Source organism: Desulfurellaceae bacterium, from assembly GCA_021296095.1.
Lineage (GTDB): Bacteria > Desulfobacterota > Binatia > Bin18 > Bin18 > JAAXHF01.
The window spans coordinates 1-25063 of sequence record JAGWBB010000041.1; the positions used below are offsets into that span (position 1 = coordinate 1).

Here is a 25063-nt window from a genome sequence, read left to right on the forward strand (position 1 = left end):
AGACTTAGCTACCCTCCTGCGAGCTGGAATTCGAGACGTACAGATTGCCCTCGGCGTCATAACTGGCGAAGTTGGGGATGGAGATCGGAAAGTCCCCGGCGTGGTCGGCAATCAGGGAGACCGTGCCGTCTTGGGGAGACAGCCGCATGACCGCCCTGTGGCGCAGGTCGCAGTACACGAAATTGCCTTCGCGGTCGAGCGTCACCCCGTTCGGAATAGCCCGGTCGGGCAGCTGGGCCACCTGCTCGACCACCCCGTCGGGACTGACTTTATACACCTGCCCGCGGCGACCACCGCCCCAGACGTTGCCCTCTTTATCCACCACCACACCTTCGGCGCGCAGCACGCCGGAACCAAAAATCTCGATCGCTGCGGTAGGAATCGTTGCCATTAGTCGGTCTCCTTTCTTCACGGACTAGGTGTCCCCGGCATGCAGCACCCCGGCGTCTTCCAGGGCGGCGATCTGACTCGGGGAATAGCCGAGCTGGTCGTGCAGCACGGTCGCGTTGTGCTGACCGAGCAGCGGAGCGTGCAGGTCGGGCAGCTCCGGGAACTCCGAATATTTCAGCGGAAAGCCGGGAATGGTGAGTTCTCCCAGGATGGGGTCGGGCACGGTCCGGACCATGTCGCGGGCTGTGAAATACTCGTGCTGGACGGTATCGACAATTGACATCACCGGCGCGGACGGCACCCGGTATTCTTCCAGCACGTGCAGGGCTGCCGCGTCATCGGCAAAGCTCCGCAGCCAAGCTTCGATCATGGCGATCAGCGCTTTCTGGTTAGTCGCCCGGTCGGGTCCGGTGGCAAAGTGCGGATCGTTGATCAGCTCGGGCTGGCCCATGGCCTTGCACAGATTCTCCCACTGACGGTCCAGCACCAGAATCACAATCCAGCCCTGGGGCCCCTTGAAGGTCCCGACCGGACACACCAGCGGATGATGGGCGCCGGTGCGTTCCGGCACATAGGCACCATCGCTCAGGCTATGCACCTGGAGATTGACCTCATGCATATGGTACAGGGCGTCAATCATGGCCAGATCAATGTGTTGTCCGACCCCCGTCTTGTCCCGGTAGTACAGGGCATAGCCGAGGGCGGCAAAGGCGTGCACCCCGCTGCTGACATCGGCCATCCCGAGCCCGACAAACTGCGGCGGTCCGCTCGGTTCTCCGGTCATGTGCATAATGCCGGAAAACGCCTGGGCGATCAGATCGTAGCCAACCCGGTGCGACAGCGGACTGTGGCGGCCAAAGGCCGAGATCGAGGCCATGATGATTTGGGGATGGATTTTCTTGAGGGCCGCGTAGTCCAAGCTCCGCTTCTCGAGAACTCCGGGCCCGTAGTTCTCCACCACGACATCGACAGTCGGAATAAGAGAGCGCAACAGGTCCAGGGATTGAGGCTTGGCAAAGTCAAGACACAGGCTGCGTTTGCCACGATTCTGCTGGACAAAATACCCGCTGCGGCCATCTTTGATGAACGGCAGGGCACGCGACGGATCGCCCGTCGGCGCCTGTTCGACCTTGATAATATGGGCGCCCATTTCGGCCATCAGTCGGGTCACCGTCGGACCGGCCAGGTACTGGGTGAAGTCGAGCACGGTGACATCGTCCAGCATACGCGGCAGTGGCGTTCTGTTTTCCATACAAGACCTCCAGCCCTCCGCCCGTGGTCTAGCACTCATCCTCGGAAAAAGCGAGGACCGAGACAGGCGAAGGCAGGCCACGCATCACTTGCGGCCATTCCAGCACGGGGCAACAGCCCGAACCGTTCTTGGGCCCGGGAAGAACAGACGGTCGGCCTGCGCGCCGACCGCGGAGGAGAGAGATGGTCAGTCGCCGCTGTGGGCCGAGGGAACCGGAACGTCGTAGCTCCAGGTCAGGGTCAGCACCGTCTCGCCCCAGGGCAGTAAGGCAACGTCCGATTCCGGAGCGGTATCGTCGGGCAGGTCCGGATGCCGGCGACGCGCCTCGGTCGTGGCCAGAGCGATCAGTTCGTCAGAGCTTGGCGCCGCGTCGCCGTTGGCCGGCAATTCCAACTCGGACACCCGCAGGGTCACGCTTGTCTTGACCTGCATGGAAGCCGAGCTGCGAGACGGAGGGTTCAACAGGACCTCGGGTTCGACCGGAATCTCTTCCGGCGGAGCATCGACCGGGATTTCTTCCAGCCCAAGGTCGTCGGCCGGGGCGGCCAGCGGCGGACGGTCCTGGTCAGCGTCGCTGGCCGCAGGAGAGTCTTGAGGCTCCGTCGGGCTGACGGCCGGGGGCTCAGCCCGTGACTCACTACCCCGCCCGCGGGTCCCGCGCCGGCGTCCGCTCCGCCGCGCCCGGGGCGCGTCGTCGGCCTCCTGCTCCTCGTCTTCAGCCGCCGGCTGCGAGCGCTGCACCCGCTGCTCGCCCGACACAAGCCCGTGAGAGAAATACTGGAGATCGTCGGTCGATACGGCGTCGAGCACCTCATCAACCAACTCGGCCGCCTTTTCCTCGGTGTAGGCTTCGACATCAAAGTCGGCAAAGACGGTAAAATAGGCCGGGCCGCCGGCCAGTCCGGCCGTACCGGGAACCGTCTCATGTTCACAATAGCGGAGCCGTCTGTGGGAGACAGACGTCAGAAGGCTAGCCGCAGCCTGGTCCGTTTCTTCCAAGGACGACCCACGACCTTCGAAAAGCGTAAAAGCATGAAAGTATGGCATAGATCAAGGCCAACAGTATAACGCAGACCGGTTTTGCGCAAGGGTGAGTCGCCTGCCGCTCGGCCGACTCACCCTAGACCTGACGGGGGTTTCGGCGTATAGTGGCGACCAGAGCTATTCGGTCAGGTAGACACAGGCCTTGACGCTTCGTCTCTTGCACTGCGGCAGGACGAGGTGGACCGAGCCTCGGGCCGGTATTGGCGATCGGTTCCTGGTACAGCGGTTTCTGGCCCCGCAGCGGGTGCGCCAAGAAAGGAGGTGGTCCAAAGATGTGTAGTACTACGGTGATCTGTGAGGTGGTGGCCTCCTAGGCCGACGACCCAATACTGATGTGGGGTAGTCGCTTGGGAGGACCCAGGCACTACCGGAATCCCGACAGCCCGCGTCTCATCACCCGCGGGACAATCCCATCTGGGATTGTAGCACTGTCGGGTTTTCTTTTGCCCAAAATGCCCGGCGAGGGGGGACATGACAGATTCCAGGGCGGGAAACGCGACGATTACCCAAGCCGTGACCGATCTCAGCCGCCAGATTTTCGACCTGGCAACCGAGACCTGGCAGCAGTTGAAGGATCGCGATGCGGTGAGCCAGGAATTGCTGAAGGATCCGTTCAGTCAGGAGGCCAAGGAACACACCGCCACGGCCGAACTGCTGCTGCTGCTGCTGCACGTCAGCGACCGGGTGGCGGCGACCACCTTTCACAAAGCGTTGCCGGCTGAGCACGTCGAGACCGTGCGCACGACGTTTATCTCAGCCGTGGCCGGGGTAGCCATTCCGGCCTTCATCCAGCGCGCCTGTGCCGAACAAGACGCGGCCGAACAGGCCGAAACCCAGGCCGACCTCGTCCACCTGTACAATACTCGGGCGATGCAGTACGGGCTGTTTGACCTCAACGGCCAGGCTGTCGCCGAATCTGGGGCCTTGCTCAAGCTGGGTGCCATCCGGGTTGCAGAGGCCATCGAGTGTCCAGACAGCCAGGCGGTCATCAGCCAAGCCCTGGACGCGATCGGGCTGAGCCTCCAGGCACTCACCCACGACGTGCCACTGCAACAAACGATTGCCCGGCTTCTGACCGAGGCCCGCTGAGGTCTCAGTCCCGGCCTTGCTGGCGCTCGACCAGCAGCCAGTGAGCCTGTCCGATACCGCGCAGGCTGCGGTACTCCTCATCCGAGAAGCTCAGGCCTGTTCGCCTGCGGACAACGTCAAGCGCCCGGGTTAGGCTCGCCTCACAAAACTCGAGCAGCAGGGGCAGAGCCGCATTCAGATCCTGGGGCGAGGCTTCGAGCAGGGCGTCGCGCGCCGCCCCCATGAGGTGTTCCAACTCCGACTCCGGCCGCTCCATCAAACCGGGGTCCGATGCGGTTTCGGACGGAGTAAAAAAGGCAAAGTGGAGTTGCCTGTCCGCCGTCGGCCCGGGGCCGGAGGACGCTTTTTTCTGACTGTGCTGGGGAGGCTTCACTTTCACCGTGGCCGCGCGCAGATGTCTAAAACAAGGGCGTCAAACAGGACCCCGACCGGGGTTCGAGCCGACTTGAGCCGCCGGTCGAGCGCGGCCGCCCGGTGCACAACCCGGCGCAGGTCCGGCACAGAGTAGAGGCGGCTCTGATTCGACAGCCTGCGCAGGCGCTGTCCGCGCAGGCCGAGCGCCCGCTCCATATGGGTCTCCGGCAGCCCCTGAGCCTGGGCGTCGTGCAGCTGCCACAGGCGACGAAAATGCCCCACCAGGGTGTGCAGGACCGGCAGGGCGCGCCGCTCGTCGCTCAAGACTTGGCGCAGCAGCCCTAGGGCCTTTTTTTGATCGCGCCGCCCCAGGGCATCCGCCAATTCAAACGCCTCGTGCTGGTGAATGTTGCCGGTGCAGCTCTCCACCGCCCGGGCGTCAATATCGGTGTCGGGAAAGACAAAGGTCGCTACCTTATCCAGTTCGGTGGACAGCGCCAGGAGATCCGGACCGATCAGTTCGGACAGCAGCTGCGCGGCCTCATCGCTCAGCCGCAGCTTCCGTTCGCGGGCAAGGCGCTGCGCCCAGACTGGGATCTGATTGGCAAAGGGCCGCCGAAATTCGGCGGCGAAGCCCGTTTTTGCACACCGCGAAAAAAATTTCCGGTTCAACTCCAGCCGACCATGGGCGCACACGACCAGGGGTTGACCGGCATCCCGGAATTCGGCCTCTTTGCCCAGCCGCTCACGCTCCTCGTCTCTGAGTTGCTCGGCGCTACGCAGGATCACCAGGGTCTGGGGAGCAAACAGGGAGGGCACCCCCCAGGCGTCCAGCACCGCCTCGACCGGGTCTTGCCCGGCATAGAAGGTCTGGACCAGCGTATCCCGGGGCAGACGGCCACGGACCTGATCGACCGCCCGGTCGATCAGGTAGGCCTCATCACCATGAAACAGATACAGGGCGGCAATCGGCTCCTTGCTCAGGCGGGAGAGCACGTCTTCCGGGCGGGAGAAACGCGGGGCTGCCATGCGGACATTCGTAGCCGGCGGTGGCGCACAAGACAAGGGCGGGAAGACACCTCCGCCTCAGCCATGCGGCGCGCGCTCGGCCCGGCAGTCGATCAGACGGCTCTCGGTGACAACCCAATCGACCCCTTCATCGTGCGGGCCGCCGGGAATGCGGTCCACAACCTGACAGTCATAGACCACGCCGACCCGTAGCGCACCGACCAGCACCCGGCCAAAGGCCCGGTCATAATAGCCTTTACCGCGGCCCAGGCGACGGCCCTCGGCGTCAAAGCCCAGGCCAGGGGTCAGGACAAGGGTGTGGCCGCCCTGACCGGGCGCCAAACGCTCATTGCCCGGGGGAACAGGAATCCCGAACAGACCGGCAACGAGCCGGTCGTGTGGATAACGCCGAACAAACTCCAGACGGGTCCGGTCGAGGCTGACGCGCGGATAGTACACGGCTTTGGACTGGGCGGCGGCCCACACGGCTTCGGTCTGAACCTCCTTGTCGTCCGCCGCGTACAGGACGAGCCTTACGGCAGCCTCAAACGGTGCAAAGGTCTGGAGCCGGTCACAAATCCGCCGGCTCTTTTCGTCCACCTGTTGGGGGCTGAGTGCGCGTCTGCGCTGACGGAGCAGACGACGGAGCCGTTTCTTGGCGTCGACCAGAGCGGGAGGGTCAGCGCCGGCCAGCGTCCTCGCTCCTCTCCGGCAGGGTAAAGCTTGCCTCTCCGCTCAGAATCCGCTCACCGGTCTGATTTTCCTGCCAGATCTGGCAATCGACCCGAGGCTCGCCAGTGTCGCTCCGGTAGGTCCGCGTTATGGTGCCCCGGCAGGTCAGCATATCATCGGGAAAGGCGTTGCCGGCAAAGCGCACCTTGGTCCGCCGGAGATCCCACGGCTTGTGCAACCAGTCGGTCACAAAGCGGTACAAAAAGGTCTCGTTCAGCGGCCCCTGCTGGACCACATCGGGCAAGTCCCGCTCCCGGGCATACACCCGGTCGAGGTGGAGCGGGTTGGTGTCGCGCAGAATGAACGCGATCGGAATATAGGCGTAGCGGTCCATCGGCCCATAGGTCACGCTCGGGATGTCCATGCCCTCAGCCACGTCTTCAAAATACACCTTTGGCCGCCCGTCCATGCCCGGCTCCTCACTTGAAGACCAGATACGACTGGGCGCCGCTGAAGGCCGTGGCGCCGGATTCGTCCCGAGCGGCAAACGACACCCATATCACGTCAAAGGCGCGTTTGCCCTGTTTCTCATACACGTCGGACACCCGACCCTGGACGGTCAAAGTCTCACCCACGTACAGCGGTCGCTGGTACTCCAGTTCCTGCTCACCGAACATGGCGGTGTCTTTCTTGTAGTCCATGAAAAAGTCTTTTTGCCAGTCGAATGAGCGCAGCATGCTGATAACGGCCACATACGGCCCGAAAGACGGCGGAATCACCCAGCCGCCGTAGCCGGCCGCCCGCGACTCGGCCTCGCTGTGGAAGGCCTGATCGTCCTCACCGGCCACCGGCAGGTAGTCCCGGATATCTTCCTCACGGATGGTGTATGTGACCGGCTCGAAGACCTTGCCGATCAGTGTCTTGCGGTCGGGCGCCATAGGCGTATGCCTCTCTTCCACATCAAGGAAACAGCGGCCCGTGGAGAACGGCTGAGCCGCGCCATTCTCGAACGACTGTCGGCTCAGCCTGATTCGCAGCAGTAACCCGTCTTCCCCCATCGCGTCACAGAGGAGACCTACTTGCCAAACACCTCGGTCACCAGCTCGGTGTCCAGATACTCGGTCACCCGCTGGACTTTCCCGTCCTGAAATGTGAACACCTGACAGTAGGTATTATCGTACGATTTGCCCTCTTTGGTCGTGGATTTACCCTTGGCCTGCATGGCCACGGTATCACCATCGGCAATGAAGTTTTCCGGTGTAAGGGTAATCCCGCCTTCGAGTTGGGCGCTAAGAGGCGCCAAGAGCTTTTCCACCAGCTCTTTTTTGCCGTCGAAGGTCCCGGAGTACTTGGTTGAGCCGATAATCGTGAACTGCACGTCATCGGCCATATTGCCGAGAAAGGCATCACCATTGCCCTTCCCCAACTCCTCGAACATCTCCTGCATCAGTTTTTTGTTCTCTGCTGCGCCCATACTGTGTACCTCCTGCATGGATTTTGTCTGAGCACTAGGCCCATGCGACTCTAAGCCGTCCGGCGGGGGCATGTCAAGCAGCCACTCAGCGCCCCGGAAAGCGCTCTCCCAGCCAGTCCGTAATGAGCTTGAGCGACGCCTCGCGCCCCCCCTGGTTGGGTTTGGACGGCAGGGGATAACCAAAATGGTCGGCGTCAACGTGATGCAGCTGTTTGTCGCTGGCGGCTGAGGTCTGGTACATGGCTTCGGAATCGGCCGGATAGATGGCATGGTCGCCGCTGTGGTTGATGACCAGGGTGGGGATACTGACCTTGCGGATATTGTCCAACACCGCAGCATTGGCCGACAAGCCCGACCAGTTGCTGAGCCACGCCCGGGGGGTCTGGTATTTGGCAAAACCGGCCTCGGTGTAGTTGAACAGATCCGGCCGGGGCGACCACAGCGAGCCATAGTCGCGTGACGAGGGGTGAATAGACGGGTCGGTGTAGGCCAGGTCGGCCTCGGTCCGATGGATGATCATATAGCGGCCGACCAGCGCCCGGCGACTGAGAAAGGCGCGTATGTCCAGGGCCAGGCTGTCAAAATCGTCCTGGCCGACCAGTCCCCGAAAATAGCGCTGTTCTTCAATAAAGCGTTTGGCAATGGCGTCAAGCCGCGCCACCCGGGCCGTCTGAGCGGCACGATAGCGCTGGGCAAACTCCGGGCTGTAGGCACTCGGCTGGGGCGGCTCGCGAAAGCCGTTGGCCGGGTTGTACATGTCGAGTTTGGGATCGCACGACAGCGGGTCGTCTTCATCCGTAACCGACGGGTCAATGGCCGTCTGCATAAATTTTCCCTCGCCCAGGTGGGCGGCCAGAATAATCATGCCGTCGCCCGGCGGCAGTTCAAAACGGTTCAGATCGTAGGGGTCGCCGGCCGGGGTCACCGTCAACCGCCCGGGCGGCTGGGTGACGGCCTGGGCCTGGTAGAAGGTGTACAGCGAGCCCCCACCGCTGTTGCCGATGAACACGACCCGCTCAAAGCCCCGCTCCTGCTTGAGATAGCTGATACCGGCCGCAATATCCGGCAGCAGCATCTCGTGCAGACAGGCAATATCGTTGTTGGGCCAGCGTCCCTCTTGGCCGAACGCGGCATAGCCGGCCTCGAGCAGATACGGGATTGCATAGTGGCGGCTCATATCGGCCCGCGGGTGCATCAGACACACCACGGTTTTTTCCCCGCCCCGGGTGTACAACACGCCTTTTGACTCACCCCGGTCGGCGGCCTTGAGCGGTACCACCTCGGCTTGTACCCCCGGGGGCAGCGTGTCAAACGATATCAGACTCAGGCCCATTGCCGCGTAGCGTGGAATCCGTGCCAGTGCCATAGCGTCCTCCTGTGTTCGCGTCTCCGTGTATCTGGGCCTGAAGCCCGAGGCAAGCCGTGTCCTCTCTTGCACACTTTACGCCCAAAGCAGTATACAGGAGAAAGACCCATCGCCCTAAGAAGAGAGGTGCCCATGCCCTCACGCGCCCGCGAACGTTTCGCCGAACTCGTCTCCGGTTCGGAAGCCGACCTGAACTTGGCCGAAGCGGCCCTGCTGATTGCCCAGGAGGAACAGCCCGAGCTTGATGTGGCGGCCTACCTCGGCCGTCTGGACGCGCTGGCCGACAGCGTCCGCTCACGTCTGTCCGAAGCCCCGAGCTTTGCCGACATCATCCAGGCCCTGAACACGGTCCTGTTTGAGGACGAGGGCCTGTCCGGCAACCAGACCGACTACCACGACCCGCGCAACAGCTTTCTCAACGAAGTCCTCGACCGCAAGCTCGGCATTCCGATTACGCTCTCGCTGGTCTACATTGAGGTTGGCAACCGCCTGGGCGTGCCACTGGTCGGGGTCGGCTTTCCCGGCCATTTCGTGGTCAAATACGACGGCCCGGACGGCGAAACCGTCCTCGACCCCTTCCAGGCCGGCAGCCGGGTCAGCCAAACGCAAATGGAAGACAAGCTGCGGGCCATGTACGGCCCCGACAACCCGTTCGTCGGTCAGCTGCCCAAGCTTCTCGCCGCAGTCGGCAAAAAAGACATGCTGCTGCGCATGCTGCGCAATCTGAAACAGATCTACACCCAGAAAGAGGACTTTGCGCGAGCCCTGAGCGTGGTGGAACGCATCCTGCTGCTAGCGCCCGACCATCCGGTCGAGGTTCGCGACCGGGGCGCCATCCACCACCGCATGGGTCACCAGCAGCTGGCGGTGCGCGACTTCCAGCGCTACTTGCAGCTGGCGCCCAAAGCCGACGATGCCAGGGCGGTGCGGGCGGTCATGGTTCGGACCATGGCCCAGCTCAACTAGGCCATGGCGGTACGCGTGTCGGTCGGCGTGCTGACCTGTGGCTCACGGATATTGATCTGCCAGCGCAAAGCCGCTGCGCAGCACGGGCTCAAGTGGGAATTTCCCGGCGGCAAGGCCGAGACCGGCGAGGATGCCGCAGCCTGCCTGCGACGCGAACTGCGCGAAGAACTCGGCGTCGAGGCCACAATCGGCACGCTGATGCTGCGCAAACGGTACACCTATCCCGACGGACGTTGCGTCGCCCTGAGCTTCTTTCATGTCCCGGCATACACCGGGGTCGCGTCCAACCGGGTCTTTGCAGACATGGTCTGGGTCGAACCCCGGCGGCTGCCCGGCTACGACTTCCTGGCCGGCGACCGCGATTTTATCATTGCCCTGGCCGGGGGAGCCTGGCAGGAGCTGTTTGCCCGGCCTGGCCCGCCGTCTGGTCGGCAGCCCTGAACCGCCGTTTCCCTTGAAACCCCTCCATAAGTGAACGACAATTTTGCCGTGAATCGCCAACAGCTGTTTGCCGCGTTTTTCTTCGCCGCCTTTGTCTTTCTCCTGTTTCAGCTGTACGCCCTGTTTGCGACTTTCCTCGTGCCGCTGGTGTGGACCGTCATTCTGGTCCTGACCTTTTATCCCCTGTACAGCCTGGTCTTGAGTCTGTGTCGGGGCCGACGCACCCTGGCCGCGCTGGGCATGACGCTGTTTGTCGTCCTGCTGGTTGCGATCCCGGTGGTGTTTTTCTCCGGTGTCCTGGCCCGGGAGGTGGCCGACTTTTATCGTCAAGTCCGGTATGTGGTCGGCTCGGGCGAACTCCAACAGCTGCTGGCGGGCTGGCGCGACACCGCTCTCGGCCAGCTGTGGCAAAAATGGGGACCCCAGGCCGAAGCCTTTGATATAGACCTGCCGGGCCTGGCCCTGACGGGCGCCAACGCCGTGAGTCAGTACATCCTGGAACAGCTCAGGAACGTTGCCCAAAACGTGTTCCGCTTCATCTTCGGCTTTGTGGTGATGAGTTTCAGCCTGTTTTTTCTGTTCCGGGACGGCGAGGGATGGTATCACACCATCCGCGACCTGCTGCCGATGGCACCAGACCATAAGGAGGCGATTTTCATCCGCCTGTACGACACCGTGTCCGCAGTGGTCCAGGGCATGGTCGCCACCGCCGTCACCCAGGGCGCGCTGGCCGGGATTGGATTCTGGGCCGTGGGTCTGTCGTTCAGCTTTTCTCTGGCCTGTCTGTCGGCCTTTTTTGCCATGCTGCCAATAGGCGGGGCGGCGGCCGTGTGGCTGCCCTGCGCGGGCTATCTGGCCATCTCCGGCCTGTGGGGCCAGGCAATCGGTCTGCTGCTGTACGGCACCTTTGTCATCAGCATGGTGGATAATTTTCTGAAGCCCTTCATCATCGGCGGACGGGCCAAGCTGCCAACCGTGTTTCTGTTCTTCGGCATTCTGGGCGGGCTGCAAGCCTACGGGTTTCTGGGGATGTTCCTCGGGCCGGTCGTCCTCGGCACGATTCTGGCCTTTGTCGAAATCTACCGCCAGGAGTACGCCCAACAGCCGGCTAGACCTTGAACCGAAAGTGGATCACGTCGCCGTCGCGCACCACGTAGTCCTTGCCCTCCAGGCGCATCTTGCCGGCCTCGCGGCAGCCGGTCTCGCCCCGGTGGGCAATATACTCGCCGTAGGCGATGACCTCGGCCCGAATGAAGCCGCGTTCCATATCGGAGTGAATCTTGCCCGCGGCCCTGACTGCGGTCGTCCCCCGGCTGATGGTCCAGGCCCGGGCTTCGCTTGGCCCGGCGGTAAAAAAGCTCATCAGGCTGAGCGCCTCATAGGCCGACCGGATAAAACGGTCACGGGCCGACTCGGCTACCCCTAAATCATCCAGAAACAGGGCGCGTTCGTCCTCCTCAAGCTGGGCGATCTCCATCTCAACCTGACCGCACACAGGAATGATGCACAGACCGTTGTCTTCGGCATAGGCGGCCACCTCGGCCGGCAGAGGATTATGCAGCTCGCTCTCCTCGACGTTGTAGACCACTAACAGCGGCTTATGGCTGAGAAAGGCAAAGCCGGACAGGACGAGCTGCTCTTCGGGCAGAAACGTCTCGCCGCGCAGCGGTTTCTCTTCCTCCAGGACGCGGTAGCACTTTTCCAGCAATGCCTGCTCACGTTCCCGGCTGTGCTCTTTGCGCAGGCGTTCGAGGCGTTTCTCAATCACGCCCATATCGGCCAGGAGCAGCTCGGTGTGAAAGCCGCGCAAATCGCGCAGGGGATCGGTCGGCGTGGTCGCCATAGGGTCGGCAAAGGCCCGCACGACCTGGGCCAGGGCTTCAAGCTCGCGCATCTGGGCCAGCGAGCGGATATCGAGCGCAGCCTTTCTTTCCGCCGAGGGCGGAAAATCGAGAAAGCTGACCTCGGCGTATTTTGTGCGCTCCGGCTCGACGATTTCGGCCAGCGCATCGACCCGCGGGTCGGGGACTTTGATAACGGCGATGGCCGCCTCGGGCTTTGTCTCAAAACCGCCGACCTCGGCACTCATGCCGGTCAGGGCATTGAAGATCGTCGTTTTCCCACACCGGGCAAATCCAACGAGTCCGACTTTCATGGTGATGGGTGCTAGTGTCTGAAATCCTGAATCGACCGGGCGGGCATGCCGTCTCGGCGGGAAATCGCCCGGGTCACCGAGCGTGTCATGCTGCCGAAAGTCGGCAGCCAGCACGAGTGGCGGCCCGGCCCGCCGACAACCAGAATCATCAGCTGCTCCGGCTGGCGGACGAGCGGCAGCGCAGCCTCACCGGGAAACAGATCGTCCGGCACGAACCCCATGCCGTACATCCCGCCGGCTTCCCACAGCTCGCGCGGCACGCGGGCGTGCTGAAAGACATAGTCTCTGATCTCGTCTTTGCCGATACCGTCCCGGGCCAGGATCTGGGCGTGTTCCGGTCCCAGGGCCAGAATCGGCTCGCCCAAGGCGTAGGCGTTGTTCGAGCCCATGCCGGCCATGGTGCTGGCGACCGTGGTCAGGATGCCCGATGCCGCCGTGCTGATGTGGTCGTTGATATTGTGCGGTCCCTCGGCCCCACACACCGTGACGGTGCTGGTGTCGGCCCCAAAGCCGCGCTCGCGGTGCAGCGGGGTCCACGGGTTTTCGGCTTCGTTCTCGGCAATGCAGTACGAGTATTTGGACGGCTGGCCCTGGGTTGAGCGATCCAGCAGGCCCGGCACCCCGCCGCCGATATTCAGCAGCACCAGCCGAATCGCCCGGCCAATCGTAGCGTTCGGACGCCAGCCCTGGCCAAAGGCGTTATAGCCGCCGTTGACACCCAGCTCCTGGGCGATGGGACCGTTGAGAATGACCAGGGGTGCACACGGGTGGGTCGTGCTCTGGACCGCGTAGAGGTTGAAGGGGCTCTCCAGCAGAGCGTCGAGGGCGGTCAGGACGACCGGGAAATACTCCGGCACACAGCCGGCCAGAACCGCGTTCACGGCCACCTTCTCGACCGTCGCGATTCCATATTTTGGCGGCACCGGCCCGAGTTCGTCTTGCGGACCGCGGTCGCTCCAGGCCAGCAGGCGCTCGACCCGCTCGGCCGTCGGCGGAATGATCGGCAGGCCGTCCGTCCAGCCCTGGTCGTAAAACCAGTCGTTGACGGCCTCGAGCGAGTCGTCGAGAGCAATCTTCTCGGAACGCAGATCCATGTGTTACGCCGAGCGTTGCCGCAGCTGCTTGCCCATCGGCCTGAGGAAGCGGCCCCGATAGTCCGCGACCAGCTGCTCCGCCGGTCGGGTCAGAATCGCCATCACTTCGTCGGCCACCGCCCCGGCTTTGCGCTCAACCTCGTCGGGAGTATTGCCGGCCAGCGGGTGCGGAATCACCGCAATCGGCATACCGCCCATGCCCAGGGTCTGCGACTCGGCGCGGCCCAGCGGAGCAAATTCGTCGCTGCAAATGACTGCGGTCGGCACCCCGCGTTTTTCCAGCTCAATGGTGTCGTGGAGACCCCACGACGTACACGAGCCTCAATCACCGATGGCGACAACCGCGGCGTCGCACTGGGCCAGCCGGGTCAGCACCTCATCCGACGCCGGCAGAGACGCGTTTTTCTCGCCGCTGATACGGGAGAATGCTCCCAGGCGGGTACGCAGGATGGCCTCGACTTTTTCGAGCAGCAAACCGGCGTTGGCCTTCCGGTTGTTGAGAAACCCGATGCTTTTGCCCGCGAGATCGGCCGTCCGGCGCGCCAGCGGAAGCTCCGTGGTGCGCGCCTCGGCCGTGGGGTTGAGGACTTCCAGCTGTCCCATATCGCCCTCCTTGTCGACTGATTGCTGCCGGCCAGTGTAGAACACCGCTCTTGCCCGTGCAATGCGTCAGACGCTAGTGTGCGACCGTCAGCCTGAGGAGCGCTCCCATGTCCAAGGTCATCATTCCCGTCTATTACGACTTTGCCTCGTCCCTGTGTTATGTGGCCAAAAAGGTCATGGAACAGCTCGACGGCCAGCTCGATATTGAGCTGCTGTGGAAGGGCGTCCAGATCGCACGCCGCCACGACGGCTGGAAAAACGGCGAAATGATCGGCGACGAGGCCAGGGGCAAAATTTTCCGGGTGGCCGGCGAGACCGGGGTCGAGCTGCGGGTGCCGGAGCGCTGGCTCGACTCGGCCGCCGCCCTCGAAGGCGCCGAGTTTGCCCGGGAGCGGAGCACGTTTGCCGCCTATCACCATAGCCTGTTCAGCGCGATCTACGAGGCCGGTCGGGACATTGGTGATCGGGACACCTTGCTGGAACTGGTCGAAGACCTGGGGCTTCCGGTAGCCGAATTTGAGCACGCCGTGCGAGCCGGCACCTTCACCCAGCGGGTCAAAGACACCGAGGCCGAGGCGACGACCTTCGGCGTTGTCGGCTATCCGACCTTCATGCTGGGCGAGTTCCCGCTGATCGGCATTCAGCCGGCCGAGACCATGCGGATGATGATTCAGCGCTATATCGACAAGTCCCGGGAGCAGGTGTCACACTGAGGGCCTCACACCACCCCGTCGGCCCGTAGTCGTTCGACCTCGGGCGGCGAATAGCCCAGCAGTTCGGTCAGAATCTCTTCGCTATGCTCTCCCAGCAGGGGTGGTGGCAGGCGGTAGGCGACCGGCGTGGCCGACAGCTTGAGCGGCGAGGCGGCCAGCCGGACCTGGCCCGCGCTCGGATGCGGGGCGTCCCAGACCATGTCTCGGGCGACCACCTGCGGGTCGCCAAACACCTCGTCTATGGTCTGCACCGGCCCGCACGGGATGCCGGCCTCACGTAGCGCGCCCAGCCAATAGCCGGTGTCGCGGCCGGAGAAGGCGTCTTGCAACAGCGGAATCAGGCTGTCCCGATGTTCGACCCGGGCCGGATTGGTCGCAAAGCGCGCGTCGTCGGCCCAAGCGGTCCCCAGCAGGCGGCACAGTCTCCGCCACTGCCCGTCATTGCCCACGGCCAGGCAGAAGATGCCGTCCCGGGAGTGAAAGGACTGGTAGGGCACGATTGTCGGATGGCCGTTCCCGAACCGGCCCGGCCGTTGGCCGGAGACCAGGTAGTTGCTGGCCACATTGGCCAGCCAGGTCACCTGTGTATCGAGCAGCGCAATATCAATCGCCTGGCCCTGCCCGGTCCGCGAGCGGGCCAGCAGCGCAGCCTGAATGGCGTTGGCGGCGTACAGCCCGGCCGTCACGTCGGCGATCGCCACCCCGACCTTCATCGGCTCACCGTCGGGCTCGCCGGTAATACTCATCACCCCGCCCCGGCCCTGGATAATGAAATCATAGCCGGGCAGCTCCTTGTCCGGCCCGGTCTGGCCGTAGCCGGTGATCGAACAGAACACCAGCCCCGGGTTGAGCCTGCTCAGCTGGGCGTAGCCGATGCCCAGCCGGTCAAGCTCGCCGACCTTGTAGTTCTCGATCAACACGTCGCTGAGGGTCGCCAGCCGGCGGATCAACTCCTGGCCCTGGGACGATTTGAGGTTGACAGTCAGGCTCTTTTTATTGCGGTTGGCACACAGATAATAGGCGCTCTCGCCGCCCGCAAACGGCGGCCCCCAGGCCCGCGTATCGTCCCCGCTGCCCGGCCGCTCAACCTTGATGACCTCGGCCCCCAGGTCGCCCAGGACCATGCCGCACAGCGGGCCGGCCAGAATCCGGGACAGATCGAGAACCCGAAAACCTGCCAGCGCCTGATCCATCGCCATGTCCGGTCTCGCCCGTGCCCAGCCTGTCCGGCTCAGGACAGGCCATACACCCGGGCGACGTTAGCCCCCAGAAAGTTTGTGCGGCTCTGTTCAGACATCGGGGCCACCAGCTCGGCCAGGTCTTTGATATAGTCGCAGGTGTGGTCATCGTGCGGGAAGTCGCTGGCCCAGAAGAACTTGTCCGAGCCGATATACTCCATCATGTAGCGGACCGATTTTTCGTCTGGGTCGGCCGAGATCCAGCACTGGCGCTGGAAATACAAGCTCGGCAGTTCCTTGAGCCGCACGCTGTCGCCCAGGGCGGTCTTATACGCGGCGTCCATGCGGTCGAGCAGATGGCCGATCCAGCTCGCCCCGGATTCCAGGATGATAATCTTCAGCTCGGGAAAGCGGTCAAACAGGCCGTACTGGAACAAGCCCAGGAAGGCCTGCTGGGGGCCCTGAGCGCCCAGCAGATCGACCCACCATTCACCCCATTTGTACATCTCGCGGAAACGCTGAAAGACCCGCCGTTTGGGCGGCTCGGCAACCGGGTGAATGCCGATCGGCACGCCGAGGTCCTGGGCCGCAGCCCACAACGGGTCGTGATCGGGGTGGGCGTGAGCCTTATCGGTCAGCGTATACGGCGCCACAAAAGCGCCCTTGGCCCCGGCCTTGACGGCCCGCTCCAGCTCCCGGGCGGCGGCCTGTCCGTCGGCCAGCGTGATATGGGCGATCGGAATCAGACGGCCGCCCGAGTCCGAACAGAAATCCACCACCCAGCGGTTGTAGGCCCGGCAGTAGGCCAGGGCCAACTCAGGATCGGTGACTTCGGCTTCCCACTCAAGCGACAGCGTCGGATAGATCAGCGCCTTGGTCAGGTTCTCGCGGTCGAGCAGTTCGAGCCGTTCCTGGGGCTTATTGCCGCCAAACGGCACGCTGTCGGCGTAAGGCGTGCGTCTGACCTGCTCACGCTCCTGGGCGTCGTTGCCCATACTGCGTCCGCGGGCCAGAATTTCGGCGTCAAAGTAACGCGAGCGCTGCCCGTTCAGCTCCAGATGGTCGAGTCCGTCCGGGCCGGGCCGAATCCGAATCGCCCGGTCCAGGTACTGCGACTCCAGATAGTTTTCCCACAGATCGGCCGGCTCGTTGATATGGCCATCGGCATCAATAGCCCCGTCATAGGGCAGCGACGAAGTCCGAAACATGCCTGCGCTCCTTTTTGGGCGTGTTCATACGTGAGCGTTCATAGTGTAAACCGCCAGAGCGATCAAGTGCGGAAAGTGTGGGATACCCAGCCAAGCAACCAAGTGCTATAGGGCAAAATCCAGTGCGATTACGCGTTTAGGCACTGAGGGAGGGAATATATGGCGGGACGCTCAGAGGGGAAAGAAGAAATATCGGACGCCTCAACCGAGAACGCGCCCGGTACGGTAGCCCGCGACGACCTCCAGATGGCGCCCGCTCTGATGCGTGACCTCGCGCGCCAGGCAGCCGAGTTCTTGGTGGAACGGATTGAGAACCTGCCCGCAGGAGATGCCTGGGAGGGAGATTTTCGCCAAGAGCTTGAGAAGCAACTGATGGAGGATGCGCCCGAGGACGGCCGACCGGCGGCAGAGGTCCTTGAACGAGCCGCACGCCAGATCCTCCCGGTGGCGGTGCAGCACGACCACCCCCGTTTCTTCGCCTTCATCCCCTCGTCGCCTACCTGGCCGGGGGTGCTGGCCGACTTTCTGGCTGCCGGGTACAACATCAACACCGTCACGTGGCTGGTCGCCAGCGGGCCGAGTCAGCTTGAGCTGGTCGTCATCGACTGGTTCCGGCGCTGGCTCGGCTATCCGGACAGCGCGGGTGGGCTTTTCACCAGCGGCGGCTCGGCGGGCTGCCTCGACGCCCTCGTCGCAGCGCGGGAAGCGGCCGGCCATCCCGAGCGTGCGACGGTGTACATGAGCGACCAGAGCCATAGCGTGCTCAGCCGGGCAGCGATGATCATCGGCGTGCGGTCGGAGGGCGTGCGCACAGTCCCGAGCGACGGGGACTTCCGCATGGACCTGGAGGCGCTCAGACGCACCGTGGCCGACGACCGCGCCGCAGGCTTCACCCCCATTGCGGTGTGCGCAAACGCCGGAGCGAGCAGCACCGGAGCCGTCGATCCGCTCGGAGCGATGGCGGACTACTGCCAGGCGGAAGGCATCTGGCTGCACGCCGACGCCGCGTACGGCGGCTTTGCCGTCGTGACCGACAAGGGCAAAAGGCTCTTGGCCGGGATTGAGCGCGCCGATTCGATTGGGCTGGACGCGCACAAGTGGTTCTTCCAGCCTTACGAGGCGGGCTGCCTGCTGGTGAAGGACGCCAGCACGCTGGAGAACGTCTTCGCCCTCCACCACGATGTCCTCCAGGACACGGTATGGGGCGCAAACCATCCCAACTTCGCAGACCGGGGTCTGCAACTGAGCCGCTCGTTTCGGGCCTTGAAGGTGTGGATGTCGGTCCAGACCTTTGGCTTGGCCGCGTTCCGGCGCGCCGTGGCAAAGGGAATGGAACTGGCCGGCCGGGCAGAAGAGCATGTCCGGGCGAGCCCGCTCCTGGAGATCACGAACCCGGCCTCGCTCGGGATCGTGTGCTTCCGGATCAACCCTGCGGACGCGGCCATCGCCGATGAAGCCCTGGAAGAGATCAACCGTAATGTGCTCGCCCGCATCTTTTGGGAAGACCCCGCGCTCATCTCCTCAACGCTGCTTCGGGGGACGTTCTCTCTGCGGCTGTGCATCATGAACCACACCACGACCTGGGACGACGTGCGCCAGACCCTGGAGGCTATCGAGCGGTTCGGGAGGGACGCCTTATCGAAAGGTGGGCATGGCGCGTAAACCGGCAAACCTGATTTCCGGGGTGGACGACACGCCGAGCCCCTCGGTCGTCCTTGTCCTCGGCCTGCAACATCTTGTTGTTGTCTGCGGTGCCTCGGTCTTCGCCGTCGCGGTTGTCCGAGGGATAGGCGGAACCACTGGGCAGGCTGAGCTGCTGGTCCAAGTGTCCCTGCTCGTCGCAGGCATAGGAACGATGTTGCAGGCCCTGCGCACCGGGCCGGTCGGCTCTGGATACCTGTGTCCGCACGTGTGCGGCCCGTCTTACCTGCCTGCCTCCCTCCTGGCGGCCCAGACCGGCGGCCTGTCCCTCATGTTGGGGATGACCGTCCTCGCCGGATGCTTCGAGGCGCTCTTTGCGCGGGTCCTGCCACGCTTACGGGCGCTCTTTCCGCCTGAGATAGTCGGGCTCGTTGTTATGATCGTTGGCTTGTCGCTACTCCCCATAGCGGTGTCAGGCTTTGTCGGGATCACGGCCACCGACCCTGTATCGGAGGTGCGAGAACTCCTGGTCGCCGGCCTGACGCTGGTCGTTATGGTTGGGCTCAGCGTATGGGGACAGGGTGCCTGGCGACTCTATGGTGTGCTCATCGGGCTGGGCGCCGGATACTGTGCCGCCTATGTGGGTGGCGTGCTGACCGCTCTCGATTTGCAATCCTTGCACCAGGCCCCGGTGCTCGCCGCTCCCAGTGTCGGGACGCTGGGCTGGTCCTTTGATCTGGCGCTCCTGGTCCCCTTCCTGCTGACCGGGCTCGCCTCCGCTCTGAAATCTGTTGGTGACCTGACGGTGTGTCAGAAAACGAACGATGCTGAGTGGAAACGACCCAACATGGGCTCTATCAGTCGTGGGCTACTGGCTGAGGCAATTGGCACGATCACCGCAGGACTCCTGGGCGGGGTCGGACAGTCTACGTCTTCGACCAACATCGCGGTCTCTCTTGCAAGCGGGGCAACGAGCCGCGTCATCGCCTTTGCGGCCGGTAGCCTGCTGATTGGCTGCGCGTTCTTGCCGAAAGTGGCGACCGTGTTCGCGCTGATGCCCACCCCGGTGATGGGAGCGTTGTTGATCTTCACGGCCAGCTTCATGCTTATTGCTGGCATCCAGCTCATCTCGTCTCGGATGCTGGATACCCGGAAGACTTTTGTGGTTGGCATTTCACTCCTGTTCGGCCTGAGTGTGAACGTCCTACCCCAGGTCTATGCGCAAGTCCCAGCCCAGCTGGCCCCTCTGTTCAGTTCTCCCCTGTCTGTCACCCTGGTGGTGGCTATTGGGCTCAATCTCCTTTTTCGGATCGGTATTGCCGTGCGTCGTTCCTTTGCGTTTGTGCCCGGCCTGGACTCTCCTGACAAAGTGATCGCCTTCATGGAGACCTGTGGAGCAGCCTGGGGCGCGCGCCCGGATGTGATCTCTCGCGGGAGTACGCTCCTGACCGAATTTTTCGAGGGCCTGGTCGGGGCCGGCCTGGCAAAGGGACCGCTCCAGACCGAGGTGAGTTTCGATGAGTTCAATCTGGATATCGACCTGTGGTATGAGGGAGGGCTGATCGAGCTGCCGGTCACGCATCCCCCTACGCCCGACGAGCTGCTGTCCGATAATACCGCGGTGGCCCGCCTGTCTGCCTTTCTCGTCAGTCGTTCCGCCGATGGGGTCACGAGCGAGTTGCACGACGGACGCTGCCATGTGCGTTTCCACCTGGAACACTGAGGTGGCTGCTGGCGCACCCGTAATGCCTCTCCATCCGGCCTGCCCCAGAGTCAGGCTGGTGCTGTGGTCGGTCATCCTGCTTGTGTGTAGCCTTGGCTGGGCGTCCGCCGGCCTGGCTCAATCCCCAGCCAAAACCTGGAAAACTCTCGACGAGCTGTCGGCCCAAGCACTGCAAACGCTGGACCTGCGCACCACCACCCCGCGTGATGCCCAGATTCCCTATCTGCCCGCCGAAGCGTATCCGTTCTCACCCCCCTATACCGCCGAAGAACTGGCCTATCTGGCCTTTGATCTTGACGCGCCCCGACCGCGCTTCTCGCACATCTGGCTCAGTGTCGTGCAGAGCATGACGGCCGATGGCCATATCCTGGGGACACTCAAGAACAATACCGCCATCCTCTACCATCCTGCGGATGGGGGTGCCCTGATGCGTCTGCCGGCCGGCCAGGAGTATATGCGGGGATTGCTCCAGTTCACCAATCCTCCGGCAGCAGATGGACGCCAGAGCCTGTGGATGGAGTACCGGACCGATCAAGAATTCACCAAGAAGCAAGACCGCTATAGCTATACCCCGGCCCAGCGTCGTATTCGTCGCCAGCCTCAGCCGCGACGGGAGACCCGTTTCCTGAACGACGCACAGACGTTTGACGATCTCCAGGGGCGGGATCCGTGGGAATTTTCCTGGCAGCTGATCGGGACGGATGTGTTGTACGACACCGTCCGTTTTCCCGATACACGGCCGACGATTACCCTCACCCGGCCGGACGGCTCGTCGTATGACCAAGACACGACCCAGATAAAAATGATGGGTGAGGGCTACCCGGCCTACCGGCCTGACGGCGGGGTGGAGACGTACGTGGTGGAGGCGCTGCCACGCCCGGAGTGGCTGTCCGACTATTACTGCGGCAAGCTGCTGTACTGGATCGATACGCAGGTCTTCTATCCGCTGCGGGTCGAGCAGTATGATCGAGACGGGAATCTTCTGCTGGTATCGGAGCGTCTGGCGCGTCAGGAATATCCAGAGGATGGGAGACTCGGCTATACTCCGCTCATTTTTCTGTTCTGGCGGACCGACCTTGATCTGCTGACGGCCGGTGTCCACGACTACCATAAAAAGATGGACTGGCAGTCTGACTGGGAGACGTATTTCAGCCCTGAGTTTCTGCGCCGGGGATGGCTCGTGAGTCCGAACAAGACCTATGCCGACGTGCCACGGCCCGACCAGTTTTATTTGCGGCCGCAGCTCTACCCGGACAAATTTCCCAACCAGCGCCACATCCGACTCACGCCCCGTGTTACGGCTCGCATTGCGGCTCAGGAACGGGCCGGCCATCTGGTCTTTGAGGTCAACGACCAGCCCTCAGCCGGGCCGCCGACCGGAGGATCACGCCGAGAGTGAACGCCAACACCTCAACTGGACACGGCCGACTGTGCGCCGTAGACTACGCTCATCAGCTCTGGCGACCGGCATATCAGCAAGGAGGCGCGTATGAAATTCGGGATTTTTTACGAACTGCAAACCCCCGAGCCGTGGCGGGAGGGAGCCGAACAGCAGGTCTTCCGTGAAGCCCTGGAGCAGGCCGAGCTGGCCGACCGGCTGGGCATCGAGTATTTCTGGGAGGTCGAGCATCACTTTCTGGAGGAATACTCGCACTCCAGCGCACCCGAGGTCTTCCTGGCTGCGGTGAGCCAACGCACCAAGCGGATGCGCATCGGCCACGGGATTGTCGCCCTGCCCCACGCCTATAATCCGCCCGCCCGGGTGGCCGAACGCATCGCCACGCTGGATCTGGTCAGCGACGGACGGCTGGAGTTCGGCACCGGGGAAACCAGCTCGGACATGGAGTTGGACGGCTTCCAGATTCCGCGTGCAGAAAAGCGCGCCATGTGGGAAGAGTCGCTGCAGGCGATTACCCGCATGTTCGTGGAAGTCCCGTTTGCCGGCCATAGCGGCCAGTATCTGAACATGCCGGCCCGGAATGTCGTGCCCAAGCCGACCCAGAAACCCCACCCGCCGCTGTGGGTGGCGTGTTCGCGGCGTGACACAATCTTGACGGCGGCGCGCAAAGGCATTGGCGCCCTGACCTTCGCCTTTGTCAGTCCCCAGGAAGCCGAGCGGTGGGTCACCGATTACTATCGAACGCTGGCCGAGGAATGTGTCCCGGTCGGCTTCAGCGTGAACCCCCATATTGCCACCGTGGCCGGCTTCATGTGCGACTGTGACGGCGACCGCGCGCGCCAAAAGGGTACCGACGGCGCCCTGTTCTTCGCCTACTCGCTGGCCCACTACTACTATTTGAGTCATCACCAGCACCGCCCCGGCCAGACGAATGTGTACGAGCTGTTTGAGCAAGAGAAACACCTGATGGGTCTCGACCCCGAGTCGGTCGACCAAGCCGGCTTCAGCCCCGGCAGTAATGTCGTCGATCCGGGTGGCTTGGCCAGTCTGACCGCAGCGATCGGCTCACCAGACGAGCTGCGCACAAAGCTGCGCGAGTATGAAACCGCCGGCGTCGATCAGATGATCCTGATTGCCCAGGCCGGAAAAAACCGCCACGAGGACATCTGCGAATCGCTGGAGCTGTTCGCCAGGGAAGTCATGCCCGAATTTCAAGACCGCGATGAACACCGCCAGCAGGAAAAAGCACGGCGGCTGGAGCCGATCATGGACCGCCTGAATCCGTTGTTAGCGACCAAGCTGGAGGAGGCCAGGGCGCGGGCGGCGAATGTGACGGACACCATCGCCGCCACAGGCTCGTTGTAGTACTCAAGCCCCATGCTCATCTCCAGCCTGTCCGTCCTGATTCTCATTGCCATCCTGTGGTCTCTGGGCTGGTACGCCAAACGCTGGGTGGCCACCGATACCGACTATCTTTTAGCCGGGCGTCAGGTCAGCCTCATTCCTTTTGCCGGCAGTGTGACCAGCATTATCCCTGGTATCACGATCCAGTACGGATTCATGGGCTGGATCTGGGGGGCGAGTCTGCCCCTGGTCATCGGCTATTGTCTGTTCGGTATTTTTGCCAGTCCGTATGTGCGTCGGTCCGGCGCGTATACGCTGCCCGAATGGCTGGAGATGCGCTTCGATGCCCGAACCCGGCTGGTGGTGAGTATTGCGACCCTGGTTGGCGTGGCCGGCCTCGTCGCCATGAACATCGTCGCCATGGCGCTCATCATGACCGGCTTCCTGGGCGCCCCGCTGTGGCTGATGATCACGCTCGTGTTGGCCGGACACCTGGTCTTCATCCTCCTGGGCGGCCTGTGGGCCCTGACCCTGACCGATGTCGTGCAGGTGCTCCTGGGTTTTGTCATGCTGCCCGGTCTGGTCGGCTATTGCGCCTGGACCTTTGGCGGCTGGGAGATGATTCAGACCAGCTTTGTCTCGTCGGCCCCGCTCAGCCAGGGCACAGCCGGCACGTTTCCCGTGTGGCGGCTGAGCTATCCGAGCGTTTTTACGGTGTTTCTGGTCGTCGGCATGTTCATCCAATGGGGCGGAAACTATTACTGGCTGCGGGCCGCGTCGGCACGCTCGGAATCGGTCGCCCGTTGGCAGTATGTGATTGGGGGTATCGTCGTCGTTCTGGTCGTGCACGGCGCTTTAGGCATTCTCGGGCTGTATGCCGGCAGCGTCCACCGCGAGGAGTTTCTTGGCACGGCCGATCCGATGAGCGCGTACGGCATGCTGATGCGCAGTCTGCCGCCATGGGTCGCGCTGTTTGGGTTGGTGACGGCCTTAGCGGCGACCATTTCAACCACCAGCAACGCCCATATGGGGATCACCGCCACGCTGGTGCGCGATCTCTACCAGCGCTTTCTCCATCCCCAGGCTACCAGCGACCAGGTCTTGCGGATGAGCCGGATTCTGACCGTGGTGACTGGGGGGGGCATCTGGGCGCTGAGTTTTTACCCTGGCGGTCCGTATTTTCTGCTCGCCATCAGCTGTGCCCTGCTGGGACCGGCGGCACTGGTCTTTTTGCTCGGCCATCGGTGGTCGGGCCTGACTGCGACGGGCGCGTTCTGGGGAACCCTGCTGAGTATGATCAGCATGGCGATCTACGAGGGACTCCAGCTGACCGGCCTGATCAGCTGGTCAGCCCATACGGTGATTATTGGCACGGTGGTTGCCCTGCCCCTGATTATCGGGCTGTCTCTGTTCACCGCCACCACGCCCTCAGTCCGCAGCTCAGGACCATTGACCCTGCACGATGAGCATCGGCGCGTGCTGAGCCTGCTTGGCCAGGGCTATACCCAGATGGTCGAAATAACCGATTTTTTGACGCTTGATACCGCCCACGGCAACCGACTGATCGAGGAACTTATCGGAGCAGGTTTGGTCCAACGTCAGGCTGGGCAGGGACCTCATTTTTTTACCCTGGCTCTGACTGCTCGCGGCCGCCAGCAGCCGGGCACCGGCACCCCCGACGGTGAAACCGACAGCGGAGCGACACAGGATCCCATCGGATTACAGGTTCTCGAACACATACAGGCAAGCCCCAGGACGCTGCGTGCCCTGGGCGCAAGCCTGGGCGTCCAGGCCTCAACCCTCGGGGCGGTCGTGAGTCGTCTCGACCGGCTCGGCTATTTGCACAACACCGGGATTTGGGAACGGCGCATCTCCCTGTCTCAGAAAGGTCAGACCGTGCTGGCCGCGTCCCGCGCTGAGCAAACACCAGCAATACGCCCCCAATAAGC

General features: G+C 63.1%; 26 protein-coding genes. 10 read left to right on the forward strand and 16 right to left on the reverse strand.

The features are described 5' to 3' along the window. Window positions 1–4 precede the first annotated feature (4 nt). The 3 genes from J4F42_11515 to J4F42_11525 all read right to left on the reverse strand — a co-directional run bounded on the left by J4F42_11515 (window position 5) and on the right by J4F42_11525 (window position 2641). Window positions 5–391 carry an SMP-30/gluconolactonase/LRE family protein gene (locus J4F42_11515; GenBank protein MCE2486133.1) on the reverse strand — a complete coding sequence of 129 codons (387 nt, stop codon included), beginning with the start codon at window positions 389–391 and terminating at the stop codon, window positions 5–7. Window positions 392–415: 24 nt separating this feature from the next. Continuing rightward, window positions 416–1642, reverse strand: a complete 1227-nt coding sequence (locus J4F42_11520) for a CoA transferase (protein MCE2486134.1) — start codon at window positions 1640–1642, stop codon at window positions 416–418. 186 nt (window positions 1643–1828) lie between these two features. Next, the gene (locus J4F42_11525; GenBank protein MCE2486135.1) at window positions 1829–2641 is read right to left on the reverse strand and encodes a hypothetical protein; all 813 of its coding nucleotides are present in this window, start codon (window positions 2639–2641) and stop codon (window positions 1829–1831) included. A 516-nt stretch (window positions 2642–3157) separates the two neighbouring features. Between J4F42_11525 and J4F42_11530 the strand changes: the two genes are divergently transcribed. After that, window positions 3158–3775 carry a hypothetical protein gene (locus J4F42_11530; protein ID MCE2486136.1) on the forward strand — a complete coding sequence of 206 codons (618 nt, stop codon included), beginning with the start codon at window positions 3158–3160 and terminating at the stop codon, window positions 3773–3775. A gap of 4 nt (window positions 3776–3779) precedes the next feature. On the opposite strand, the gene J4F42_11535 is transcribed toward J4F42_11530, so the two are convergent. The 7 genes from J4F42_11535 to J4F42_11565 form a co-directional block, all read right to left on the reverse strand. Continuing rightward, on the reverse strand, window positions 3780–4010 hold the full coding sequence (locus J4F42_11535) for a hypothetical protein (GenBank protein ID MCE2486137.1): 231 nt from the start codon (window positions 4008–4010) through the stop codon (window positions 3780–3782). 140 nt (window positions 4011–4150) lie between these two features. Further along, window positions 4151–5158, reverse strand: coding sequence for a DNA polymerase III subunit delta (holA, locus tag J4F42_11540; GenBank protein MCE2486138.1), 1008 nt, complete (start codon window positions 5156–5158; stop codon window positions 4151–4153). 57 nt (window positions 5159–5215) lie between these two features. Further along, the gene (locus J4F42_11545; protein MCE2486139.1) at window positions 5216–5830 is read right to left on the reverse strand and encodes a 5-formyltetrahydrofolate cyclo-ligase; all 615 of its coding nucleotides are present in this window, start codon (window positions 5828–5830) and stop codon (window positions 5216–5218) included. Beyond that, window positions 5817–6278: a hypothetical protein gene (locus J4F42_11550; GenBank protein MCE2486140.1), complete on the reverse strand. Its 462-nt coding sequence runs from the start codon at window positions 6276–6278 to the stop codon at window positions 5817–5819. Before J4F42_11550 ends, J4F42_11545 begins: the two co-directional genes overlap by 14 nt. 10 nt (window positions 6279–6288) lie before the next feature. Next, entirely contained in the window at window positions 6289–6747 is a 459-nt protein-coding gene (locus J4F42_11555; GenBank protein ID MCE2486141.1) for a MaoC family dehydratase N-terminal domain-containing protein, read from the reverse strand. Window positions 6748–6884: 137 nt separating this feature from the next. Next, window positions 6885–7283 (reverse strand): nuclear transport factor 2 family protein, encoded by a 399-nt coding sequence (locus J4F42_11560; GenBank protein MCE2486142.1) that lies wholly within the window; start codon window positions 7281–7283, stop codon window positions 6885–6887. An 85-nt stretch (window positions 7284–7368) separates the two neighbouring features. Then, window positions 7369–8649: a hypothetical protein gene (locus J4F42_11565; protein ID MCE2486143.1), complete on the reverse strand. Its 1281-nt coding sequence runs from the start codon at window positions 8647–8649 to the stop codon at window positions 7369–7371. Window positions 8650–8781: 132 nt separating this feature from the next. On the opposite strand from J4F42_11565, the gene J4F42_11570 reads away from it, so the two are divergent. Genes J4F42_11570 through J4F42_11580 form a run of 3 tightly spaced genes read left to right on the forward strand, consistent with a single transcriptional unit; the run spans window position 8782 to window position 11175 of the window. Beyond that, on the forward strand, window positions 8782–9615 hold the full coding sequence (locus tag J4F42_11570) for a tetratricopeptide repeat protein (GenBank protein MCE2486144.1): 834 nt from the start codon (window positions 8782–8784) through the stop codon (window positions 9613–9615). A 3-nt stretch (window positions 9616–9618) separates the two neighbouring features. Next, window positions 9619–10056 (forward strand): (deoxy)nucleoside triphosphate pyrophosphohydrolase, encoded by a 438-nt coding sequence (locus J4F42_11575; GenBank protein MCE2486145.1) that lies wholly within the window; start codon window positions 9619–9621, stop codon window positions 10054–10056. A gap of 48 nt (window positions 10057–10104) precedes the next feature. Beyond that, window positions 10105–11175, forward strand: coding sequence for an AI-2E family transporter (locus J4F42_11580; GenBank protein ID MCE2486146.1), 1071 nt, complete (start codon window positions 10105–10107; stop codon window positions 11173–11175). Here the strand turns inward: J4F42_11580 and J4F42_11585 are convergent. From J4F42_11585 to J4F42_11600, 4 genes are read right to left on the reverse strand one after another with little or no spacing between them, the layout of a single operon-like run. Further along, window positions 11165–12211, reverse strand: a complete 1047-nt coding sequence (locus tag J4F42_11585; protein MCE2486147.1) for a YchF family ATPase — start codon at window positions 12209–12211, stop codon at window positions 11165–11167. The genes J4F42_11580 and J4F42_11585 overlap by 11 nt on opposite strands. Window positions 12212–12222: 11 nt before the next feature. Beyond that, entirely contained in the window at window positions 12223–13305 is a 1083-nt protein-coding gene (locus J4F42_11590; protein ID MCE2486148.1) for a hypothetical protein, read from the reverse strand. A gap of 3 nt (window positions 13306–13308) precedes the next feature. Then, the gene (locus J4F42_11595; GenBank protein MCE2486149.1) at window positions 13309–13572 is read right to left on the reverse strand and encodes a hypothetical protein; all 264 of its coding nucleotides are present in this window, start codon (window positions 13570–13572) and stop codon (window positions 13309–13311) included. A gap of 54 nt (window positions 13573–13626) precedes the next feature. Further along, complete coding sequence (locus tag J4F42_11600; protein ID MCE2486150.1) at window positions 13627–13908, reverse strand: hypothetical protein; 282 nt, start codon at window positions 13906–13908, stop codon at window positions 13627–13629. 107 nt (window positions 13909–14015) lie between these two features. On the opposite strand from J4F42_11600, the gene J4F42_11605 reads away from it, so the two are divergent. Continuing rightward, window positions 14016–14621: a DsbA family protein gene (locus J4F42_11605; GenBank protein ID MCE2486151.1), complete on the forward strand. Its 606-nt coding sequence runs from the start codon at window positions 14016–14018 to the stop codon at window positions 14619–14621. A gap of 5 nt (window positions 14622–14626) precedes the next feature. Here J4F42_11605 and J4F42_11610 read toward each other — a convergent pair whose 3' ends face one another. Then, window positions 14627–15820 (reverse strand): CoA transferase, encoded by a 1194-nt coding sequence (locus J4F42_11610; GenBank protein MCE2486152.1) that lies wholly within the window; start codon window positions 15818–15820, stop codon window positions 14627–14629. 32 nt (window positions 15821–15852) lie between these two features. After that, window positions 15853–17007 (reverse strand): amidohydrolase, encoded by a 1155-nt coding sequence (locus J4F42_11615; protein ID MCE2486153.1) that lies wholly within the window; start codon window positions 17005–17007, stop codon window positions 15853–15855. A gap of 261 nt (window positions 17008–17268) precedes the next feature. On the opposite strand from J4F42_11615, the gene J4F42_11620 reads away from it, so the two are divergent. The 5 genes from J4F42_11620 to J4F42_11640 all read left to right on the forward strand — a co-directional run bounded on the left by J4F42_11620 (window position 17269) and on the right by J4F42_11640 (window position 25061). Continuing rightward, on the forward strand, window positions 17269–18669 hold the full coding sequence (locus J4F42_11620) for an aminotransferase class V-fold PLP-dependent enzyme (protein ID MCE2486154.1): 1401 nt from the start codon (window positions 17269–17271) through the stop codon (window positions 18667–18669). Further along, window positions 18659–20371, forward strand: coding sequence for a purine/pyrimidine permease (locus J4F42_11625; protein MCE2486155.1), 1713 nt, complete (start codon window positions 18659–18661; stop codon window positions 20369–20371). The genes J4F42_11620 and J4F42_11625 overlap by 11 nt, the downstream gene beginning before the upstream one ends. A 22-nt stretch (window positions 20372–20393) precedes the next feature. Continuing rightward, window positions 20394–21770 (forward strand): DUF1329 domain-containing protein, encoded by a 1377-nt coding sequence (locus J4F42_11630; protein ID MCE2486156.1) that lies wholly within the window; start codon window positions 20394–20396, stop codon window positions 21768–21770. Between the two features lie 90 nt (window positions 21771–21860). Continuing rightward, window positions 21861–23135 carry an LLM class flavin-dependent oxidoreductase gene (locus J4F42_11635; GenBank protein MCE2486157.1) on the forward strand — a complete coding sequence of 425 codons (1275 nt, stop codon included), beginning with the start codon at window positions 21861–21863 and terminating at the stop codon, window positions 23133–23135. 12 nt (window positions 23136–23147) lie between these two features. Next, window positions 23148–25061, forward strand: coding sequence for a sodium:solute symporter family protein (locus tag J4F42_11640; GenBank protein ID MCE2486158.1), 1914 nt, complete (start codon window positions 23148–23150; stop codon window positions 25059–25061). Window positions 25062–25063 lie beyond the last annotated feature (2 nt).

Coding starts and splice junctions, on each gene's coding strand:
- J4F42_11555 (MCE2486141.1), bottom strand. CDS start 6,747: ATGGCGCCCGACCGCAAGACACTGATCGGCAAGGTCTTCGAGCCGGTC.
- J4F42_11560 (MCE2486142.1), bottom strand. CDS start 7,283: ATGGGCGCAGCAGAGAACAAAAAACTGATGCAGGAGATGTTCGAGGAG.
- J4F42_11625 (MCE2486155.1), top strand. CDS start 18,659: ATGGCGCGTAAACCGGCAAACCTGATTTCCGGGGTGGACGACACGCCG.
- J4F42_11590 (MCE2486148.1), bottom strand. CDS start 13,305: ATGGATCTGCGTTCCGAGAAGATTGCTCTCGACGACTCGCTCGAGGCC.
- J4F42_11640 (MCE2486158.1), top strand. CDS start 23,148: ATGCTCATCTCCAGCCTGTCCGTCCTGATTCTCATTGCCATCCTGTGG.
- J4F42_11600 (MCE2486150.1), bottom strand. CDS start 13,908: ATGGGACAGCTGGAAGTCCTCAACCCCACGGCCGAGGCGCGCACCACG.
- J4F42_11620 (MCE2486154.1), top strand. CDS start 17,269: ATGCGTGACCTCGCGCGCCAGGCAGCCGAGTTCTTGGTGGAACGGATT.
- holA (MCE2486138.1), bottom strand. CDS start 5,158: ATGGCAGCCCCGCGTTTCTCCCGCCCGGAAGACGTGCTCTCCCGCCTG.
- J4F42_11585 (MCE2486147.1), bottom strand. CDS start 12,211: ATGAAAGTCGGACTCGTTGGATTTGCCCGGTGTGGGAAAACGACGATC.
- J4F42_11610 (MCE2486152.1), bottom strand. CDS start 15,820: ATGGCGATGGATCAGGCGCTGGCAGGTTTTCGGGTTCTCGATCTGTCC.
- J4F42_11635 (MCE2486157.1), top strand. CDS start 21,861: ATGAAATTCGGGATTTTTTACGAACTGCAAACCCCCGAGCCGTGGCGG.
- J4F42_11615 (MCE2486153.1), bottom strand. CDS start 17,007: ATGTTTCGGACTTCGTCGCTGCCCTATGACGGGGCTATTGATGCCGAT.
- J4F42_11630 (MCE2486156.1), top strand. CDS start 20,394: ATGCCTCTCCATCCGGCCTGCCCCAGAGTCAGGCTGGTGCTGTGGTCG.
- J4F42_11530 (MCE2486136.1), top strand. CDS start 3,158: ATGACAGATTCCAGGGCGGGAAACGCGACGATTACCCAAGCCGTGACC.
- J4F42_11570 (MCE2486144.1), top strand. CDS start 8,782: ATGCCCTCACGCGCCCGCGAACGTTTCGCCGAACTCGTCTCCGGTTCG.
- J4F42_11550 (MCE2486140.1), bottom strand. CDS start 6,278: ATGGACGGGCGGCCAAAGGTGTATTTTGAAGACGTGGCTGAGGGCATG.
- J4F42_11605 (MCE2486151.1), top strand. CDS start 14,016: ATGTCCAAGGTCATCATTCCCGTCTATTACGACTTTGCCTCGTCCCTG.
- J4F42_11515 (MCE2486133.1), bottom strand. CDS start 391: ATGGCAACGATTCCTACCGCAGCGATCGAGATTTTTGGTTCCGGCGTG.
- J4F42_11565 (MCE2486143.1), bottom strand. CDS start 8,649: ATGGCACTGGCACGGATTCCACGCTACGCGGCAATGGGCCTGAGTCTG.
- J4F42_11575 (MCE2486145.1), top strand. CDS start 9,619: ATGGCGGTACGCGTGTCGGTCGGCGTGCTGACCTGTGGCTCACGGATA.
- J4F42_11520 (MCE2486134.1), bottom strand. CDS start 1,642: ATGGAAAACAGAACGCCACTGCCGCGTATGCTGGACGATGTCACCGTG.